13 protein-coding genes, 1 tRNA gene and 1 pseudogene are annotated in these 17,501 nt (G+C 70.0%); 11 read left to right on the plus strand and 4 right to left on the minus strand.

Translation table 11 applies throughout. The features are described 5' to 3' along the window. The 7 genes and pseudogenes from KCH48_RS17200 to KCH48_RS17230 form a co-directional block, all read left to right on the plus strand. Positions 1 to 351 (plus strand): annotated as a pseudogene (locus KCH48_RS17200) (hypothetical protein); the annotation flags it as partial. Further along, positions 348 to 1,415 (plus strand): sugar phosphate isomerase/epimerase, encoded by a 1,068-nt coding sequence (locus KCH48_RS17205; protein ID WP_210575062.1) that lies wholly within the window; start codon positions 348 to 350, stop codon positions 1,413 to 1,415. The pseudogene KCH48_RS17200 and the gene KCH48_RS17205, both read left to right, overlap by 4 nt. Beyond that, entirely contained in the window at positions 1,412 to 2,122 is a 711-nt protein-coding gene (locus KCH48_RS17210) for an EboA domain-containing protein (RefSeq protein WP_210575063.1), read from the plus strand. The genes KCH48_RS17205 and KCH48_RS17210 overlap by 4 nt, the downstream gene beginning before the upstream one ends. Beyond that, entirely contained in the window at positions 2,122 to 2,970 is an 849-nt protein-coding gene (locus tag KCH48_RS17215; RefSeq protein WP_210575064.1) for a TatD family hydrolase, read from the plus strand. The genes KCH48_RS17210 and KCH48_RS17215 overlap by 1 nt, the downstream gene beginning before the upstream one ends. 3 nt (positions 2,971 to 2,973) lie before the next feature. Beyond that, positions 2,974 to 4,143 (plus strand): metabolite traffic protein EboE, encoded by a 1,170-nt coding sequence (eboE, locus tag KCH48_RS17220; RefSeq protein WP_210575066.1) that lies wholly within the window; start codon positions 2,974 to 2,976, stop codon positions 4,141 to 4,143. Next, positions 4,140 to 5,528 (plus strand): nucleotide pyrophosphatase/phosphodiesterase family protein, encoded by a 1,389-nt coding sequence (locus KCH48_RS17225; RefSeq protein ID WP_210575068.1) that lies wholly within the window; start codon positions 4,140 to 4,142, stop codon positions 5,526 to 5,528. The genes eboE and KCH48_RS17225 overlap by 4 nt, the downstream gene beginning before the upstream one ends. 80 nt (positions 5,529 to 5,608) lie before the next feature. Beyond that, positions 5,609 to 6,670: a sugar phosphate isomerase/epimerase gene (locus KCH48_RS17230; RefSeq protein WP_210575070.1), complete on the plus strand. Its 1,062-nt coding sequence runs from the start codon at positions 5,609 to 5,611 to the stop codon at positions 6,668 to 6,670. A 60-nt stretch (positions 6,671 to 6,730) separates the two neighbouring features. On the opposite strand, the gene KCH48_RS17235 is transcribed toward KCH48_RS17230, so the two are convergent. The 4 genes from KCH48_RS17235 to KCH48_RS17250 form a co-directional block, all read right to left on the minus strand. Continuing rightward, on the minus strand, positions 6,731 to 8,113 hold the full coding sequence (locus KCH48_RS17235) for an OFA family MFS transporter (protein WP_210575072.1): 1,383 nt from the start codon (positions 8,111 to 8,113) through the stop codon (positions 6,731 to 6,733). Between the two features lie 121 nt (positions 8,114 to 8,234). Then, positions 8,235 to 10,379 carry an acetate--CoA ligase family protein gene (locus KCH48_RS17240; protein ID WP_210575489.1) on the minus strand — a complete coding sequence of 715 codons (2,145 nt, stop codon included), beginning with the start codon at positions 10,377 to 10,379 and terminating at the stop codon, positions 8,235 to 8,237. A 4-nt stretch (positions 10,380 to 10,383) separates the two neighbouring features. Beyond that, the gene (frc, locus tag KCH48_RS17245; RefSeq protein ID WP_210575074.1) at positions 10,384 to 11,613 is read right to left on the minus strand and encodes a formyl-CoA transferase; all 1,230 of its coding nucleotides are present in this window, start codon (positions 11,611 to 11,613) and stop codon (positions 10,384 to 10,386) included. Positions 11,614 to 11,625: 12 nt separating this feature from the next. Further along, entirely contained in the window at positions 11,626 to 13,308 is a 1,683-nt protein-coding gene (locus tag KCH48_RS17250; protein ID WP_210575076.1) for a thiamine pyrophosphate-binding protein, read from the minus strand. 144 nt (positions 13,309 to 13,452) lie between these two features. Here KCH48_RS17250 and sucC point away from each other — a divergent pair, with 144 nt between their 5' ends. The 4 genes from sucC (at position 13,453) to KCH48_RS17270 (ending at position 17,375) form a co-directional block, all read left to right on the plus strand. Beyond that, the gene (gene sucC / locus KCH48_RS17255; RefSeq protein WP_210575078.1) at positions 13,453 to 14,583 is read left to right on the plus strand and encodes an ADP-forming succinate--CoA ligase subunit beta; all 1,131 of its coding nucleotides are present in this window, start codon (positions 13,453 to 13,455) and stop codon (positions 14,581 to 14,583) included. A gap of 11 nt (positions 14,584 to 14,594) precedes the next feature. Beyond that, positions 14,595 to 15,479, plus strand: a complete 885-nt coding sequence (gene sucD, locus KCH48_RS17260; RefSeq protein ID WP_210575079.1) for a succinate--CoA ligase subunit alpha — start codon at positions 14,595 to 14,597, stop codon at positions 15,477 to 15,479. Between the two features lie 111 nt (positions 15,480 to 15,590). Continuing rightward, on the plus strand, positions 15,591 to 17,132 hold the full coding sequence (locus KCH48_RS17265) for an aldehyde dehydrogenase family protein (protein WP_210575081.1): 1,542 nt from the start codon (positions 15,591 to 15,593) through the stop codon (positions 17,130 to 17,132). Positions 17,133 to 17,290: 158 nt separating this feature from the next. Then, positions 17,291 to 17,375 (plus strand) — tRNA-Leu (locus KCH48_RS17270). Positions 17,376 to 17,501: the final 126 nt, after the last annotated feature.

Consider the following 17,501-nt stretch of genomic DNA (forward strand, 5'->3'; position numbering starts at 1 on the left):
CCCCCCCCCCCCCCCCCCCCCCCCCCCCCCCCCCCCCCCCCCCAACCCCCCCCCCCCCCCCCCCCCCCCCCCCCAACCCCCCCCCCCGCCATGCCACCCCCGGCCACCCCGACCCCCCTTCCCACAGCCCTCGCCACGGTCTACGCGGCAACCGCGGCCCGCCCCTACTTCCACGCCACGCTCAACCCGTCACCCCCACTCACCCAACGCGCCGTCGCCGGCGGCATCCGCGCGATGATCCCCCTCCAAGCCGCCCTCGCCGCCCGCTCCGGCGCCCCCGCCACCGCCCTGCTGACCGCCGCCCTGGCCCCACTCGCCCGCAGGTTCGCAAGGAAGGTGACTATCACATGACCCCGGAACCTCACCTTCCCCAGAACACCCGAGCATCGGCCGCCTCCACCAGGGGTGACGACAAGACAGGCCTCGCGCAAGCCGCCCCAGCAACCACCCCGAACCGCGGCCCCCACCTCCTCCGTTTCGGCTACGGAACCAACGGCCTCGCCGACCTCCGTCTCGACGACGCCCTCTCCCTGCTCGCCGACCTCGGCTACGACGGAGTCGGGCTGACCCTCGACCACATGCACCTCGACCCGATGGCGCCCGACCTCGCCGCCCGCACCCGCCGGGTCGCGCAACGGCTGGACGCGCTCGGGCTGGACGTCACCGTGGAGACCGGCGCCCGCTATGTGCTCGACCCGCGCCGCAAGCACGGCCCTTCTCTGCTGGACGCCGATCCGGCGGATCGGGCGCGCCGGGTCGACCTGCTGATCCGGGCCGTCCGGGTCGCCGCGGACCTGGGCGCGCACGCGGTCCACTGCTTCAGCGGAATCACCCCGGCCGGGACGGACACGGACACGGCGTGGAAGAGGCTGGCCGAGTCGCTCGAACCGGTCCTGGATGCCGCCACCGACAACGACGTCCCGCTCGCTGTCGAACCGGAACCGGGTCACCTCCTCGCCACCCTCGCCGACTTCCACCGTCTCCGGGAGACCTTCGGTGACGCCGAGTACCTGGGCCTGACCCTCGACATCGGCCACTGCCAGTGCCTGGAACCCCTGCCGCCCGCCGACTGCGTTCGCGCCGCCGCCCCCTGGCTGCGGCACGTCCAGATCGAGGACATGCGCCGCGGCATCCATGAACACCTCCCTTTCGGAGACGGCGACATCGATTTCCCGCCGGTACTCGCCGCCCTCGCCGCCACCGGCTACCAGGGCCTGACCGTCGTCGAACTGCCCCGCCACTCCCACGCGGGCCCACACCAGGCCGAACTCTCCCTTCCCTTCCTCCAGCAGGCCGCCGGACAGTACGCCGCCGAACAGCACGCGGCCGGACAGCACGCCCCCGCCCCACACACCCCTCCCGTCGCACCACCCCACGGCGAGCCCTCCGCCACCCCTGAAGGGAGCACCCCATGACGCAACCGCACGCCGCGCCGGAGCCCCCCGCGGCCGGCACCCAAGGCGGCACCGCACTCGCCCTCACCCCGCTGGACGAGCTGCACCGCCACCTCACGACCCGCCTTGCCGGTGCCGCCCGGGCCTGGCTGGACCAGGCTCTCGACGAGGCCGCCGCCCATCCCGGCACACACGGCCCCATCTCGGTGTGGGAGCTGCGCCTCGCTGAGGCCGGCCGCCGCTGCGGAGCCGACCATGCCGACGCCGCCCGCGTCCTGATCCTGCACGCGGCCCACGCCGACGCCGACGCCCTCACCCGGGTCTACTCCCAGGGCACCGCCGCCGAACGCCGAGCCGTCCTGCACGCCCTGCCCCACCTCGTGCCGGGCCCGGACGCCCTCCCGCTCGTCGAGGACGCCCTGCGCACCAACGACACCAGCCTCCTCGCCGCGGCCGTCGGCCCGTACGCCGCCCGTCACCTCACCCCCCACCACTGGCGGCACGCGGTCCTGAAGTGCCTGTTCACCGGCGTGCCGGTCGACGAGGTGGCCGACCTGGAACGCCGCGCCCACGGCGACGCCGAACTCGCCCGCATGCTCGGCGACTACGCGGCCGAACGCAGCGCCGCGGGCCGTCCCGTACCGGAGGACCTGCACCGCGTCCTGGCCCTGACCGAGCCCGGACCCACACGGCACTCAGCTGCCGACCCCCACGGCAAGGAGTCCTGATGCGCATCTTCGACCCCCACATCCACATGACGTCACGGACCACCGACGACTACCAGGCCATGCACGCGGCCGGTGTCCGCGCCGTCGTCGAGCCCTCCTTCTGGCTCGGCCAGCCCCGCACCTCTCCCGCCACCTTCCTCGACTACTTCGACTCCCTCCTCGGCTGGGAACCCTTCCGCGCGGCCCAGTACGGCATCGCCCACCACTGCACGCTCGCCCTCAACCCCAAGGAGGCGAACGACCCGCGCTGCCTCCCCGTCCTCGACGAACTGCCCCGCTATCTCGTCAAGGACCAGGTCGTGGCCGTCGGTGAGATCGGCTACGACTCCATGACCCCCGCCGAGGACACCGCGCTCGCCGCCCAGCTCCAGCTCGCCGCCGACCACGGCCTGCCCGCGCTGGTGCACACCCCCCACCGCGACAAGCTGGCCGGCCTGCGCCGCACCCTCGACGCCGTCCGGGAGTCCGCGCTGCCCCCGGAACGCGTCCTGGTCGACCACCTCAACGAGACCACCGTCAAGGAGGCCAAGGACAGCGGCTGCTGGCTGGGCTTCTCCGTCTATCCCGAGACCAAGATGGACGAGCAGCGGATGGTGGCGATCCTCCAGCAGTACGGCCCCGAGCAGGTGCTGGTGAACTCCGCCGCCGACTGGGGCCGCAGCGACCCCCTGAAGACCCGCAAGGTCGCCGATCTGATGCTGGCCGAGGGCTTCACGGAGGACGACGTCGACCGGGTGCTGTGGCGCAACCCCGTCGCCTTCTACGGCCTCAGCGGACGACTCGTCCTCGACGTCGCCGCCACCGACGCCACCCACGAGGGCAACTCCATCCTGCGCGGCGGGGAGTGAGCGATGCGCTTCCGCCACCCCGACGGTTCCACCGTCCACCTCGCCTACTGCACCAACGTCCACCCCGCCGAAACCCTCGACGGAGTCCTCGCGCAACTCCGCGACCACTGCGAACCCGTGCGCCGGCGCCTCCACCGCGACCGCCTCGGCATCGGCCTCTGGCTCGCCAAGGACGCCGCCCACGCCCTCGTCACCGACCCGTCCGCCCTGCGCGGACTGCGCACCGAACTCGACCGCCGCGGCCTCGAAGTCGTCACCCTCAACGGCTTCCCCTATGAAGGATTCGGCGCCGAAGAGGTCAAGTACCGCGTCTACAAGCCGGACTGGGCCGACCCGGAACGTCTCGACCACACCTTCGCCCTGGCCCGCGTCCTCGCCGCGCTGCTCGCCGACGATGTCACCGAGGGCACCATCTCCACGCTGCCCCTGGCCTGGCGCACCGCCGCCACCGAGGAGCGCTCCGCGACGGCCCGCACCGCCCTGCTCGCGCTCGCCGAACGCCTCGACGCCCTCCACGAGTTGACCGGCCGGTCCATCCGCATCGGCCTGGAACCGGAGCCCGGCTGCGTCGTCGAGACCACCGCCGACGCCCTCGCTCCGCTGACCGCGATCGCGCACGACCGCATCGGCATCTGCGTCGACACCTGCCACCTCGCCACCTCCTTCGAAGACCCGCACACCGCCCTGGACGCGCTCACCGAAGCCCGCGTCCCTGTCGTCAAGTCCCAGCTCTCCGCCGCCCTGCACGCCGAACACCCCCATCTCCCCGAAGTCCGTACGGCCCTCGCCGCCTTCGACGAACCCCGCTTCCTGCACCAGACCCGCACGGCCACCGCCGCCGGCCTGCGCGGCACCGACGACCTCGGCGAAGCCCTCAACGGCGACTCCCTCCCCGACGGCGCCCCCTGGCGCGCCCACTTCCATGTCCCGCTGCACGCGGCCCCCGCCGCGCCCCTCACCTCCACGCTCCCCGTGCTCAAGTCCGTACTGACCCGCCTGGTGGGCGGCCCGCACCCGCTCACCAGCCACCTCGAGGTCGAGACGTACACCTGGCAGGCCCTCCCGCCCGAGCTGCGTCCCCGCGGCCGGACCCAGCTCGCCGACGGCATCGCCGCCGAACTCGCCCTCGCCCGCGATCTGTTGACGGACCTCGGCCTGAAGGAACTGCCATGACCCGATCCGAAGGGCCCACTCCTCTCCTCGTCCTCGATGTCGTCGGTCTCACCCCCCGCCTGCTGGACCACATGCCCCACCTCAAGACGCTCGCCCAGTCCGGCTCCCGCGCACCGCTCGGCACCGTCCTGCCGGCCGTCACCTGCGCCGCCCAGTCCACGTTCCTCACCGGCACCCACCCGTCCGAGCACGGCATCGTCGGCAACGGCTGGTACTTCCGCGAACTCGGCGACGTCCTGCTGTGGCGGCAGCACAACGGCCTGGTCGCCGGAGACAAGCTCTGGGACGCCGCCCGCCGCGCGCACCCCGGCTACACGGTCGCCAACATCTGCTGGTGGTACGCCATGGGCGCCGACACCGACATCACCGTCACCCCCCGTCCGGTCTACTACGCCGACGGCCGCAAGGAACCCGACTGCTACACCCGGCCCCCGGCCCTGCACGACGAACTCACCGAGAAACTCGGCACCTTCCCCCTCTTCCACTTCTGGGGACCCGGCGCGGACCTGGTCTCCAGCCGCTGGATCATCGACGCGACCCGTCACATCATGCGCACCAGGCACCCCGACCTGACGCTCTGCTACCTCCCTCACCTCGACTACGACCTGCAGCGTTTCGGCCCCGACGACCCACGCTCCCTCAAGGCGGCCGGCGACCTGGACGCGGCCCTGGCCCCGCTCCTGGCCGACGCCCGCGCCGAAGGCCGTACCGTCGTCGCCCTGTCCGAGTACGGCATCACCCGCGTGAGCCGCCCGGTCGACATCAACCGCGCACTGCGCCGCGCCGGCCTGCTCGAAGTCCACACGCAGGACGGCATGGAGTACCTCGACCCGATGGCCTCACGGGCCTTCGCGGTAGCGGACCACCAGATCGCCCATGTCTACGTACGCCGACCCGAAGACCTGGAGGCCGTCCGGCAGGCGCTGCACGATCTGCCCGGCATCGAGCAACTCCTCGACGACGAGGGAAAGAAGGCCCACCATCTCGACCATCCGCGCTCCGGCGAGCTGGTCGCCGTGGCGGAGCCGGACGCCTGGTTCACGTACTACTACTGGCTCGACGACGACCGCGCGCCCGACTTCGCGCAGCTGGTCGAGATCCACCGCAAACCCGGCTACGACCCCGTCGAGCTCTTCATGGACCCGCTCGACCCCTATGTGAAGGTCAAGGCGGCCACCGCCCTGGCCCGCAAGAAACTCGGCATGCGCTACCGCATGGCGGTCGTGCCCCTGGATCCCTCACCTATTCGCGGCAGCCACGGCCGCCTCCCGGCGAGCGACGACGACGGTCCGCTCTTCATCTGCTCCACCCCCCGCGCTGTCGGTGACCGCGTCGCGGCCACCGATGTGAAGTCACTGCTGCTCCAACTAGCCGGTCTCACCTGAGGAGTGAACCCATCAGGTCCGACTGGTCACAAGTGAAGCACTCACCACTGACAACGCCCTCCCACCACGAGGAGTTCCAGATGAGCCGCACACCCCGCACCGCCAGATCCAGCAAGGCGCACGACCCCGAACTGGCCCACCGCCTCAGCAGACGAGGCATGCTCGGCGTGGCCGCCGGCGCCACCGCCGCCGCCCTGCTCGGCGCCACCTCCACTCCGGCCGTCGCCGCGACCGACGCGACAGCCGGCGCCCAGCGCCGCGGCCGTCCCGTCCTGCCCCCCGGCCGCCTGGGCATCCAGCTCTACAGCCTCCGCGACAAGGTCTCCACCCTCGGTTTCGCCGCCGTCTTCGCTGAACTGGAGAAGTACGGCTATGACGAGGTCGAGTTCGCCGGATACACCCAGGGTTCGGCGGGCCCGATCACGCTCGCCCAGCTCAAGCGGCTGGCGAGGAACCACGGTCTGAACCCGATCGGCAGCCACGTCGGCTACTACTCCGACGACCCGAACGCCTACACCTTCGCGCAGAACCTCACCAAGGTCCTCGACGACGCCCAGGCCCTCGGCCTCAAGCACATCGGCACCGCGTCGAACCCGTTCCGCTACGGCTCGACCGTCGACGCGTGGAAGCGCGCCGCCGAGGAGTTCAACACCTACGGCGCGGCGGCGAGGGCCCGCGGCATGAAGTTCTACCAGCACAACCACTCCGAGGAGTTCTCCTTCGCCACCGACAAGCCGAACGTCCGCCTCTACGACGTGCTGCTCGCCGAGACCGACCCGAAACTCGTGTACCTGGAGATGGACATCTTCTGGGCGTACTCGGGCCAGTTCCGCTTCTCCAAGCGGGTCGACGGCACGCCCGCCCCCTTCGAGCCCCTCGACTACGTACTCAAGCAGCCGGACCGCTACCCGCTGTTCCATGTGAAGGACGGCGAGAGCGACCCGTCGAATCAGTACGGCTACCGCATGACCGACGTCGGCGACGGCGACATCGACTACCAGCGCTTCATCTCCGGCGTCACGCGCCTGAAGGGCCACCGCCTGGCCCACCACTGGCAGGCCGAACACGACAACCCGACCGAGTCCTTCACGTTCGCCCGCCGGTCCAGTGCGCACCTGCACTCACTGCGTGAGAAGTGCTGAACGGCACACTCACACACGAGGAGGCCCCTCCCGAGCTCCGCGGGAGGGGCCTCCTCGTGCTCACGCCGTCTCCTCGCCGAGCGGGTGCGGGTTGGGAGTGATGCGGCCCTTGTCGCGCCCTGGTGGACTCAGGAACACTGCCACGCAGCCGGCGAAGAGCGAGATGGAGCCGGCCAGGATGAAGGCACCCGAGTGTCCCCAGGCACCGACGACCACGGCACCCATGCCGGCGCCCAGACCGGAGACGAGCTTGGCGCTGTAGACCATGCCGTAGTTGGACGCGTTGTTGTTCTCACCGAAGTAGTCCGCGGTGAGCGCGGCGAACATCGGGAAGATGGCGCCGCCGCCGAAGCCGGAGATCGAGGAGAAGACCAGGAACAGCGGCAGGTTCTTCATGTCGGCCGACCAGAGGATGCCGTACTGGGACAGGCCCAGGATGACGCAGACGGCGAGCAGGCACCGCTTGCGGCCGTAGAGGTCGGAGAGCCAGCCGATGACGCCGCGGCCGGTGCCGTTGACGATCGCCTTGAGGGACATGGCGGTTGCCACGATGCCGCCCGCGAATCCGGCTTCCTCGCCGATGTCCACCTGGAAGGCGATACCGAAGATGTTCACGCCGGACGTGCACGCCAGACAGAACCACATCAGGGCCACCCGGCCTGTCTTCCACGCCTCCTTGGGGGTGTACTGCTTGACGGCCGGTGGGTTCATGCGCAGCGAGCGTGCCGCGCGCGGGTCCTTCGGCGGGTTGAGCGGGTCGATCGTCGCGGGCCACCAGTTCTTCGGCGGGTCCCTGAAGAAGTAGCCGGAGCACGCGACCATCCCGGCCAGGAACACACCCACCGAGACCAGCACCCAGCGGAAGTTGGTGAGGTCCATGTAGCCGTTGAAGAGGAAGACGAAGGGCACCGAGCCATAGGCGAAACCGCCGTTGACGAACCCGGTCTTGCCGCCCTTCCGCTCCGGATACCACTTGCCCACCATGTTGACGCAGGTGGCGTACACCATGCCCGCGCCCATACCGCTGAACACGCTGAAGCCGACATAGGCGACGATCACGTGCGGCGCGAAGGCCAGTGACAAATAACCCAGCAACGTGCCCGTCGCGCCGAGCATCATCGCCCAGCGGGCGGGCAGTTTGCCGCTCTCACGCAGTTTTCCCGCGGGGAAGGCCACCGCGGCCTGGAAGAAGACCCAGACGGTCATCATCCAGAAGATGTGCATGCTGTTCCAATGGTGCGCGGTGTGCAGCGTGTCCTCGGCGGACGCGAACGCGTACTCGGCGGAGGAGATGCCCATCATGCCGATCCAGGGCAGGATCACCATCCACTTGCGTTTGCGACCCATGATGTCGATGTCGGACTCGCCGATGCGGTAGACGCGTCCGTTCTTGTCGGTCACCTCCCGGTAGGCGGTGACCGATGAAACGTCGGTGGTAGTCACAGTTGGTTGCACCCCTAGCGTCGAAAGTTCTGGCCAGCGCCCCCTGTCCAATGCCTTTCGTGCGCGCGCGGGTCCCGGGGCCGGCCGACGCGCACCGTCGGCCGGCCCCTGCTCCCTCACCTCATGAGCCGCCCCCCAACAGGCCTGCCGCCCGCGCCCACCGGTACTTCGCGCCGAGCACCGCCACCGGCTTCTCGGTCGTGTACGGGTACGCCACGACCCCGCGCTCGTACAGGTACTGGCAGGCCTCCTCGACCTCGACGTCACCGGCGAGCGACGCGACGACGGGCTTGTGAATGCCGCGCTCCCGGAATTCGGCCACCACGCGCGCGGTGAGTTCGGCGAAGACCATCGGGGGAGTGACGATGGTGTGCCAGTAGCCTAGGACCAGCGCGTGGATGCGCGGATCCTCCAGGCCGAGACGGATGGTCGCCTCGTACGTCGACGGCGGCTCGCCCCCGGTGATGTCCACCGGGTTGCCCGCGGCCCCGAAGGGCGGGATGAACTTCCGGAAGGCCTCGTCCAGGTCCGGCGGGATCTCCATCAGGGACAGCCCGTTGTCGGTCACGGCATCCGACAGCAGCACACCGCTGCCGCCGGCCCCGGTGATGATCACGATGTTGTCGCCCTGGGGAGCGGGAAGCACCGGCAACCCGCGCGCGTACTCGAGCATTTCGTTGAGCCCGGGCGCCCGGATGACACCGGCCTGCTTGAGGATGTCGTCGTACACGGCGTCGTCGCCCGCGAGCGCCCCGGTGTGCGAACCGGCCGCCTTCGCACCGGCCGCCGTACGCCCCGCCTTGAGAACCACGACCGGCTTCTTCGGTACGGTCGCCCGCGCGGCCCGCACGAAGGCGCGTCCGTCCTTGAGGTCCTCCAGGTGCATCGCGATGCACTCGGTGTGCGGGTCCTCGCCGAACCACGTCAGCAGGTCGTCCTCGTCCAGGTCCGATTTGTTGCCGAGGCCGACGATCGCCGACACACCCGTCTTCGTGGTGCGCGCGAACCCCAGGATGGCCATCCCGATGCCACCGGACTGCGAGGTCAGCGCCACCCCGCCCTTGACGTCGTACGGCGTGCAGAACGTGGCGCACAGGTCCTGCCAGGTCGAGTAGTAGCCGTAGATGTTCGGCCCGAGCAGCCGGACGCCGTGCCGCTCGGCGATCGCCACGATCTCGGCCTGGAGTGCGTGCTCGCCGGTCTCCGCGAACCCGGAGGGGATGAGGACGGCGTTGGGGATCTTCTTGCGTCCCACCTCCTCCAGCGCCGAGGCCACGAACTTGGCGGGAATCGCGAAGACCGCCACATCCACCTCACCGGGAACGTCCGTGACACTCTTGTACGCCTTGCGGCCCAGAATGTCATCGGCCTTGGGATTCACCGGATGGATCTCCCCGGAGAAGCCGCCGTCAATGAGGTTGCGCATCACCGAGTTGCCGATCTTGCCCTGCTCGTTGGAGGCGCCGATCACGGCGACCGAGGAGGGCTGCATCAGGCGGCGCATGGAGGTGAGGATCTCGTCACGGGTGTACGTCCGCCGGGGCGTCGGCTGCGACTCGGCGAGGATGACCCGGATGTCCGCCGCGACCGCGCCCTCGGGGGTGGCGATCACCGGGTTGAGGTCCACCTCGGCGATCTCCGGGAAGTCCGCGACCAGTTGGGACACCCGGCGGATCTGCTCGGCGACCGCCCACCGGTCCACGGCCGGCGCCCCGCGCACACCGCGCAGGATCTCGGCCGCGCGGATCGAGTCCAGCATGGACAGCGCCTCGTCCGCGTCGACCGGCGCGAGGCGGAAGGTGACGTCCTTGAGGACCTCGACGAGAACACCGCCGAGCCCGAAGGCGACGACCTTGCCGAAGGTCGGGTCGGTCACCGCGCCGACGATGACCTCCTGACCTTGGGGGAGGAGTTCCTGGACCTGAACGCCCTCGATGCGCGCGTCGGCGGCATAGGCACGCGCGTTCTCGATGATCTTGTGGAAGGCGGCCCGTACGTCGCCGGCGCCCTCGACCCCGACGATCACACCGCCGGCGTCGGTCTTGTGCAGGATGTCCGGGGAGACGATCTTCATCACGACGGGCCCGCCGAAGCGCGCCGCGTACGACACCGCCTCCTCGACGTCCGTCGCCAACTCCTCGCCGGGTACGGCGATCCCGTACGCGTCGGCGATCACCTTGCCCTCGGGTGCGGTCAGCGCGGTGCGTCCCTCGGCCCGCACGGCATCGAGGAGCGTGCGCACCCTCAGGAGGCGGTCTTCGGCCATCACGTCAGATCACTCCGTTCGACTTGAGCAGGCGCAGTTCCTCGTCGCCGAGGCCGAGCTCGCCGATGTAGACCTGTTCGTTGTGCTCGCCGAGCAGCGGTGAACTGCTCACCTCGACGGGCGAGTCGGAGAGCTTGAGCGGGCTGCCGACGGTGACGAACTCGCCCCGCTCGGGATGCGGCACCGTCACGACCATCTCGTTGGCGACCAGCGACCGGTCCTCGATGATCTCCCTGGTGGACAGGATCGGACCGCACGGGATGTTGTGCGCGTTGAGCTTCTCCAGCACCTCCCACTTGGGAAGCGTCGCGGACCACTCCTCGATCAGCTGGAACATCTTGTTGAGCCTGGGCAGCCTGGCCTCGGGGCTCGACCACTCGGGGTCGTCGGCCAGTTCGGGCCGGCCGATGAGCTCGGTGATCGGCTTCCATCCGACGGGCTGCACGATCACGTACACGTAGTCGTTCGGGCCGCCCGGCGCGCACTTGACGGCCCAGCCGGGTTGACCGCCGCCGGACGCGTTTCCGGACCTGGGAACCTCGTCGCCGAAGTCGTCGTTGGGATATTCAGCGAGGGGCCCTTGTGCCAGGCGTTGCTGATCCCTCAGCTTCACCCGGCACAGATTGAGTACAGCGTGCTGCATGGCCACGTTGACCCGCTGACCACGCCCGGTGTTCTCCCGCTGGAAAAGCGCCGCGAGAATCCCCGCCACGGCGTGCACGCCCGTTCCCGAGTCACCGATCTGGGCCCCAGTCGCCAGCGGCGGCCCGTCCTCGAAACCGGTGGTCGACATCGACCCGCCCATGGCCTGCGCGACGACCTCGTAGGCCTTGAAGTTGGTGTACGGCCCGTCCCCGAACCCCTTGATGGAGGCATAGACGATCCGCGGATTGATCTCCTGGATGCGGTCCCAGGTGAAGCCCATACGGTCGACCGCGCCCGGCCCGAAGTTCTCGACCATGACGTCCGAGCGCCGGATCAGCTCGGTGAGGATCTCCTTGCCGCGCTCGGTCTTGGTGTTGAGGGTGATGCTCCGTTTGTTGCAGTTGAGCATCGTGAAGTAGAGGGAGTCGACGTCCGGGAGGTCGCGCAGCTGCTTGCGCGTGATGTCACCGGTCGGCGCCTCCAGCTTGACCACGTCCGCACCGAGCCAGGCGAGCAACTGGGTGGCGGAGGGCCCGGACTGGACGTGCGTCATGTCGAGGACGCGGATGCCTTCGAGAGCCTTGGTCATGCCGAGGTCACCTCACTTGTACATCGTCTGGTTCATGGTTCCGGGGGCGTACGCGTCCGGGTCGACCCAGACGTTGATCAGCGACGGCTTGCCCGACTCGCGGGCGCGCCGCAGTGCCGGGCCGATGTCGGCGGGGTCGCGGACCTCCTCGCCGTAACCGCCCAGCATCTGGGCGAACTTGTCGTAGTGGACGTCGCCGAGGGTGTTGCCGACCCGCTCGCGTGCCTCGCCGTACTTGGCCTTCTGGCCGTAACGGATCTGGTTCATGGAGGAGTTGTTGCCGACGATGCCGACGAACGGGAGGTCGTAACGGACGAGAGTCTCGAAGTCCCAGCCGGTGAGGGAGAACGCGCCGTCACCGAAGAGGGCCACCACTTCCTTGTCGGGCCGCGCCTGCTTGGCGGCGAGCACGAAGGGGACACCGACGCCGAGCGTGCCCAGGGGGCCCGGGTCCATCCAGTGCCCGGGTGACTTGGGCTGCACGACCTGCCCGGAGAAGGTGACGATGTCGCCGCCGTCGCCGATGTAGATCGAGTCCTCCGTGAGGAAGTCGTTTATCTCGCTGACCAGACGGTACGGGTGGATCGGCGAGGCGTCCGACTTCAGGTTCGGCAGCCGCTTCTCGAGGGCCGTCTGCTCGGCGGCGCGCAGCTCGTCGAGCCACTCCTTCCGCTTCGACGCCCCGCCGTTGACGCGTCCTGAAGCCGCCTCGGTCACCGACTTCAGCACCAGCCCCGCGTCGCCGACGATCCCGAGGTCGATGTCGCGGTTCTTGCCGACGGTCCGGTAGTCGAGGTCGATCTGCACGACGGTCGCGTCCGGTGACAGCCGCTTGCCGTAGCCCATGCGGAAGTCGAAGGGCGTGCCGACGATGACGATGACGTCGGCGCCCGAGAAGGCGTACCGGCGGGAGAGCTGGAAGTGGTGCGGGTCGCCGGGCGGCAGAGTGCCGCGGCCGGCGCCGTTCATGTACGCCGGGATGTTCAGCGTGCGGACCAGCTCGATGGCCGCTTCGGTGCCGCGGGTCGTCCACACCTGGCTGCCGAGCAGGATGGCCGGCTTCTCGGCGTGCACGAGCAGGTCGGCGAGCTTCTCGATCGCGTCGGGATCGCCGGCCGAGCGGGTGGAGGCGCGGTAGGCCCCGGGCTTCGGGACGCGGGCCTTCTCCACCGGCACCTTGGCGTCGAGCACGTCGCGCGGGATCTCCAGGAAGGAGGGGCCGGGCGCGCCGTGGTAGCACTCGCGGAAGGCCATGGAGACCATGTCCGCCGCCCGGGCGGTGTCCGGCACGGCCGCCGCGAACTTGGTGATCGGCGTCATCATGTCGACGTGCGGGAGGTCCTGGAGGGACCCCATCTTGTGCTGGGTGAGGGCCCCCTGGCCGCCGATCAGCAGCATCGGGGACTCCGCGCGGAAGGCGTTGGCGACACCGGTCACGGCGTCCGTCGTTCCGGGACCGGCGGTGACCACCGCGCAGCCGGGTTTGCCGGTGATGCGTGCGTAGCCGTCGGCGGCGTGGGCGGCGACCTGCTCGTGACGGACGTCGACGACCTCGATGCCCTCGTCGACGCAGCCGTCGTAGATGTCGATGATGTGGCCGCCGCACAAGGTGTAGATGCGGTCGACCCCCTCGGCCTTCAGGGCTTTGGCGACGAGGTGACCGCCGGAGATGACGTCCTGAGTGTCGTCGGGCATGGCGAAGTCCTGTCCCTTCATAGGGGGTTGGAGCACTCTCGCGGTACATTGCATACAGTCGACGAATACTGTATGAAGCTTGTTATCCCGCATCCGGTGGGTGGTGTCCAGGGGGCGTGCGGCACTTTTGAGTCAGGAGCCGGAATGGACCTGTACGAGCACCAGGCAAGGGAACTCTTCGAGGAACACGGCATCTTGGTGCCCCGGGCCGAGGTCACCGCCTCGTCCAAGGAGGCGCGCGAGATCGCCCGCAGGCTCGGCGGCCGGGTCGTCGTCAAGGCACAGGTGAAGACGGGCGGACGCGGCAAGGCCGGAGGCGTCAAGCTCGCCGCGGACCCGGCCGCCGCCGAGATCACGGCACGCCAGATCCTCGGCATGGACATCAAGGGCCACACGGTGGGCACGGTGATGCTGGCCCAGCCCGTGGACATCGAGACCGAGTTCTACGTCTCCTACGTCCTCGACCGCGCGGCGGGCCGCTTCCTCGCGATCGCCTCCGCCGAGGGCGGCATGGAGATCGAGGAGGTCGCCGCCACCCGGCCCGAGGCCGTGGCGCGTGTCCCCGTCGACCCCGCCGAGGGCGTCACCTCGGCGAAGGCCGCGCAGATCGCCGAGGCGGCGGGGCTGCCGCCGCAGACCGTCGACGTTCTCGTACGGCTGTGGCAGGTGCTGGTCCGGGAGGACGCGGTCCTCGTCGAGGTCAACCCCCTCGTGCGCACCGAACAGGGCCAGATCCTGGCGCTCGACGGCAAGGTCACCCTCGACGACAACGCCCGCTTCCGGCAGGCACGTTGGGGCGACCAGCGAGCCGCGCACGACGATCCCCTCGAAGCCGCGGCCGCCGCCAAGGGCCTCAACTACGTCAAGCTGGACGGTGAGGTCGGCATCATCGGCAACGGCGCCGGCCTGGTGATGTCGACGCTCGACGTGGTCGCCGGCTGCGGCGCCCGCCCCGCCAACTTCCTCGACATCGGCGGCGGAGCATCCGCCCAGGTCATGGCCGACGGGCTGTCCGTGATCCTCTCCGACCCGGCCGTGAAGTCGGTCTTCGTCAACGTCTTCGGCGGGATCACCGCCTGCGACGCGGTCGCCGACGGCATCGTGCGGGCCCTGGACACCGTGCAGTTGACCAAACCGCTGGTCGTCCGGCTCGACGGCAACAACGCCGTACGCGGGCGCGCGATCCTCGACGAGCGCGCGCACCCCCTGGTCCAGCAGGCCCCCACCATGGACGGCGCCGCGGCCAAGGCCGCCCAACTCGCCCACGCAGCCTGAGGAGACGGAACATGGCGATCTACCTCACCAAGGAGAGCAAGGTCCTCGTCCAGGGCATGACGGGCGCCGAGGGCATGAAGCACACCCGGCGCATGCTCGCGGCCGGCACCGATGTCGTCGCCGGCGTCAACCCGCGCAAGGCGGGCCGCACCGTCGACTTCGACGACCGGGCCGTCCCCGTCTTCGGCTCGGTGCGCGAGGGCATGGACGCGACCGGCGCCGACGTCACCGTCGTCTTCGTGCCGCCCGCGTTCGCCAAGGCGGCCGTCATCGAGGCCGCCGACGCCGGCATCGGCCTCGCGGTCGTCATCACCGAAGGTATCCCCGTCCACGACTCCGTCGCCTTCACCGCGTACGCGAAGGCACGCGGCACGCGCGTCGTCGGCCCCAACTGCCCCGGCCTGATCACCCCCGGCCAGTCCAACGCGGGCATCATCCCGGCCGACATCACCAAACCGGGCCGCATCGGCCTGGTCTCCAAGTCCGGCACGCTCACCTACCAACTCATGTACGAACTCCGCGACATCGGCTTCTCGTCCTGCGTGGGCATCGGCGGCGACCCGGTGATCGGGACGACCCACATCGACTGCCTCGCCGCCTTCGAGGACGACCCCGACACCGAAGTGATCGTCCTCATCGGGGAGATCGGCGGCGACGCGGAGGAACGCGCGGCCGCGTACATCCGCGAGCACGTCACCAAGCCGGTCGTCGGCTACATCGCCGGCTTCACGGCACCCGAGGGCAAGACCATGGGGCACGCGGGCGCGATCGTGTCCGGGTCGTCGGGTACGGCGGCGGCGAAGAGGGAGGCACTGGAGGCGGCGGGCGTCGGGGTGGGAAGCACGCCGACCGAGACGGCGCAACAGGTACTCGCCGTACTGGGCGAGCCGAGGTGACGTCACTCATAGTTGACAGCGGGTGACTTTCAGGAGTTATCGCGCCTCGCCGGCGTCCACCGTAGCCATTCACCTACCGCCCCCGACTGTGCACCGAGAGCGGAGTAACCCATGGCAACCACCCTCACCCTCAAATCAGGCACCTCCTGGACCGACGCCTGGCAACGCTGCCTGAGCGTCGCCCCCGAGGCCTTCCGGGACGACCGTGTCCTCAATCTCTGGAACTCCTCCTGGCAGGCGGACGGCCGGGCCCTGCCCGCCACCAGCCCCGTCGACGGCAGCCCGATCGCCGGCCCGCCACGCCTGGACCGCACCACCGCCCACCAGGCCGTACGCGTCTCACTCGACCAGCACCGCGCCTGGCGCCACGTTCCCCTGGACGAGCGGCGCGCCCGCGTCGCCGCCACCCTCGACGCCCTCACCGCCCACCGCGAACTGCTCGCGCTCCTGCTCGTCTGGGAGATCGGCAAGCCCTGGCGGCTCGCGCAGGCGGACGTCGACCGGGCGATCGACGGGGTGCGCTGGTACGTCGACGGCATCGAGCCGATGATCGACGGCCGGGCCCCGCTGGACGGCCCGGTGTCCAACATCGCGAGCTGGAACTACCCGATGAGCGTGCTCGTTCACGCAGTACTGGTACAGGCCCTGGCAGGCAACGCGGTCATCGCCAAGACCCCGACCGACGGCGGTGTCGCCTGTCTGACCCTGGCCTGTGCGCTGGCCGCCCGCGAAGGGATTCCCGTCACCCTCGTCAGCGGCAGCGGAGGCGAGCTGTCCGAGGCGCTGGTGCGGGCGCCCGAGGTCGGCTGCGTCTCCTTCGTCGGCGGCCGGGACACCGGCGCCGCGGTGGCCACCGCCGTCGCCGACCTCGGCAAGCGACACGTACTCGAACAGGAAGGACTCAACACCTGGGGCATCTGGAACTACACGGACTGGGACGCACTCACGGCCCTCGTCCCCAAGCTCTTCGACTACGGCAAGCAGCGCTGCACGGCGTACCCGCGCTTCGTCGTCCAGCGCGAGCTGTTCGACGAGTTCCTGGCGGCGTACCTCCCGGCGGTCCGTACGCTGCGGATCGGCCACCCGCTCGCCGTCGAGCAGCGGGACGACCCGTACCCGCGGCTGGACTTCGGGCCGCTGATCAACGCGGCGAAGGCCAAGGAACTCCAGGACCAGGTCGCCGAGGCCATCGACCGCGGCGCCGTACCCCTGCACCGAGGCAAGCTGTCCGACGCACGCTTCCTGCCCGGCCAGGACACGTCCGCGTACGTCCACCCGGTCACGCTCCTCAACCCGCCGCCGTCCTCCCCGCTGCACCACGCGGAACCGTTCGGCCCGGTCGACACCATCGTCCTGGTCGACACGGAGGCGGAGCTGCTGGCCGCGATGAACGCCTCGAACGGCGCGCTGGTGGCCACGCTGTCCACGGACGACCGGGCGACCTTCGACCGGCTCGCCCCCCAGATCCGCGCCTTCAAGGTCGGCCACGGCGCACCCCGCTCCCGCGGTGACCGTGACGAGCTCTTCGGCGGCTTCGGCGCGTCCTGGAGGGGCGCGTTCGTCGGCGGCGAGCTGCTGGTGCGCGCGGTGACGCAGGGGCCGACGGGCGAGCGGCTGCCCGGGAACTTCCCGGAGTACCAGCTCATGCCGTGACCGATCGACCACCCGTGGTGAGAGGCCCGGCAGGGGTGCGCGCCCGCCCTCCGGCCGGGTCTCACGCCGCGGATATGCAGGTGAAGGGCACTACGAAACCTTGGTATTGTTGTCCGTGTCGCCGCGGGGAACACCTCCGTCAAGGCGGCAGACACCTAGTCCGGGTGGCGGAATGGCAGACGCGCTAGCTTGAGGTGCTAGTGCCCTTTATCGGGCGTGGGGGTTCAAGTCCCCCCTCGGACACAGACCGTATCCCCAACTTGTGCGGGTCGAGCTGAGCCTCGGCCCGCACGAGCTGTTTTGCGGGCTCGTAGGTGAGCTTGCTCGGCGACGACGCGGACCTGGCGATCGTGGACACCGATCTCCGGG

This window comes from Streptomyces sp. GESEQ-4 (genome assembly GCF_017948455.1).
Classification (GTDB): domain Bacteria; phylum Actinomycetota; class Actinomycetes; order Streptomycetales; family Streptomycetaceae; genus Streptomyces.

Excerpts from the sequence above, each read along its gene's own strand:
- KCH48_RS17205 (WP_210575062.1), top strand. The coding sequence starts at position 348 with ATGACCCCGGAACCTCACCTTCCCCAGAACACCCGAGCATCGGCCGCC.
- KCH48_RS17210 (WP_210575063.1), top strand. The coding sequence starts at position 1,412 with ATGACGCAACCGCACGCCGCGCCGGAGCCCCCCGCGGCCGGCACCCAA.
- KCH48_RS17215 (WP_210575064.1), top strand. The coding sequence starts at position 2,122 with ATGCGCATCTTCGACCCCCACATCCACATGACGTCACGGACCACCGAC.
- eboE (WP_210575066.1), top strand. The coding sequence starts at position 2,974 with ATGCGCTTCCGCCACCCCGACGGTTCCACCGTCCACCTCGCCTACTGC.
- KCH48_RS17225 (WP_210575068.1), top strand. The coding sequence starts at position 4,140 with ATGACCCGATCCGAAGGGCCCACTCCTCTCCTCGTCCTCGATGTCGTC.
- KCH48_RS17230 (WP_210575070.1), top strand. The coding sequence starts at position 5,609 with ATGAGCCGCACACCCCGCACCGCCAGATCCAGCAAGGCGCACGACCCC.
- KCH48_RS17240 (WP_210575489.1), bottom strand. The coding sequence starts at position 10,379 with ATGGCCGAAGACCGCCTCCTGAGGGTGCGCACGCTCCTCGATGCCGTG.
- frc (WP_210575074.1), bottom strand. The coding sequence starts at position 11,613 with ATGACCAAGGCTCTCGAAGGCATCCGCGTCCTCGACATGACGCACGTC.
- KCH48_RS17250 (WP_210575076.1), bottom strand. The coding sequence starts at position 13,308 with ATGCCCGACGACACTCAGGACGTCATCTCCGGCGGTCACCTCGTCGCC.
- sucC (WP_210575078.1), top strand. The coding sequence starts at position 13,453 with ATGGACCTGTACGAGCACCAGGCAAGGGAACTCTTCGAGGAACACGGC.
- sucD (WP_210575079.1), top strand. The coding sequence starts at position 14,595 with ATGGCGATCTACCTCACCAAGGAGAGCAAGGTCCTCGTCCAGGGCATG.
- KCH48_RS17265 (WP_210575081.1), top strand. The coding sequence starts at position 15,591 with ATGGCAACCACCCTCACCCTCAAATCAGGCACCTCCTGGACCGACGCC.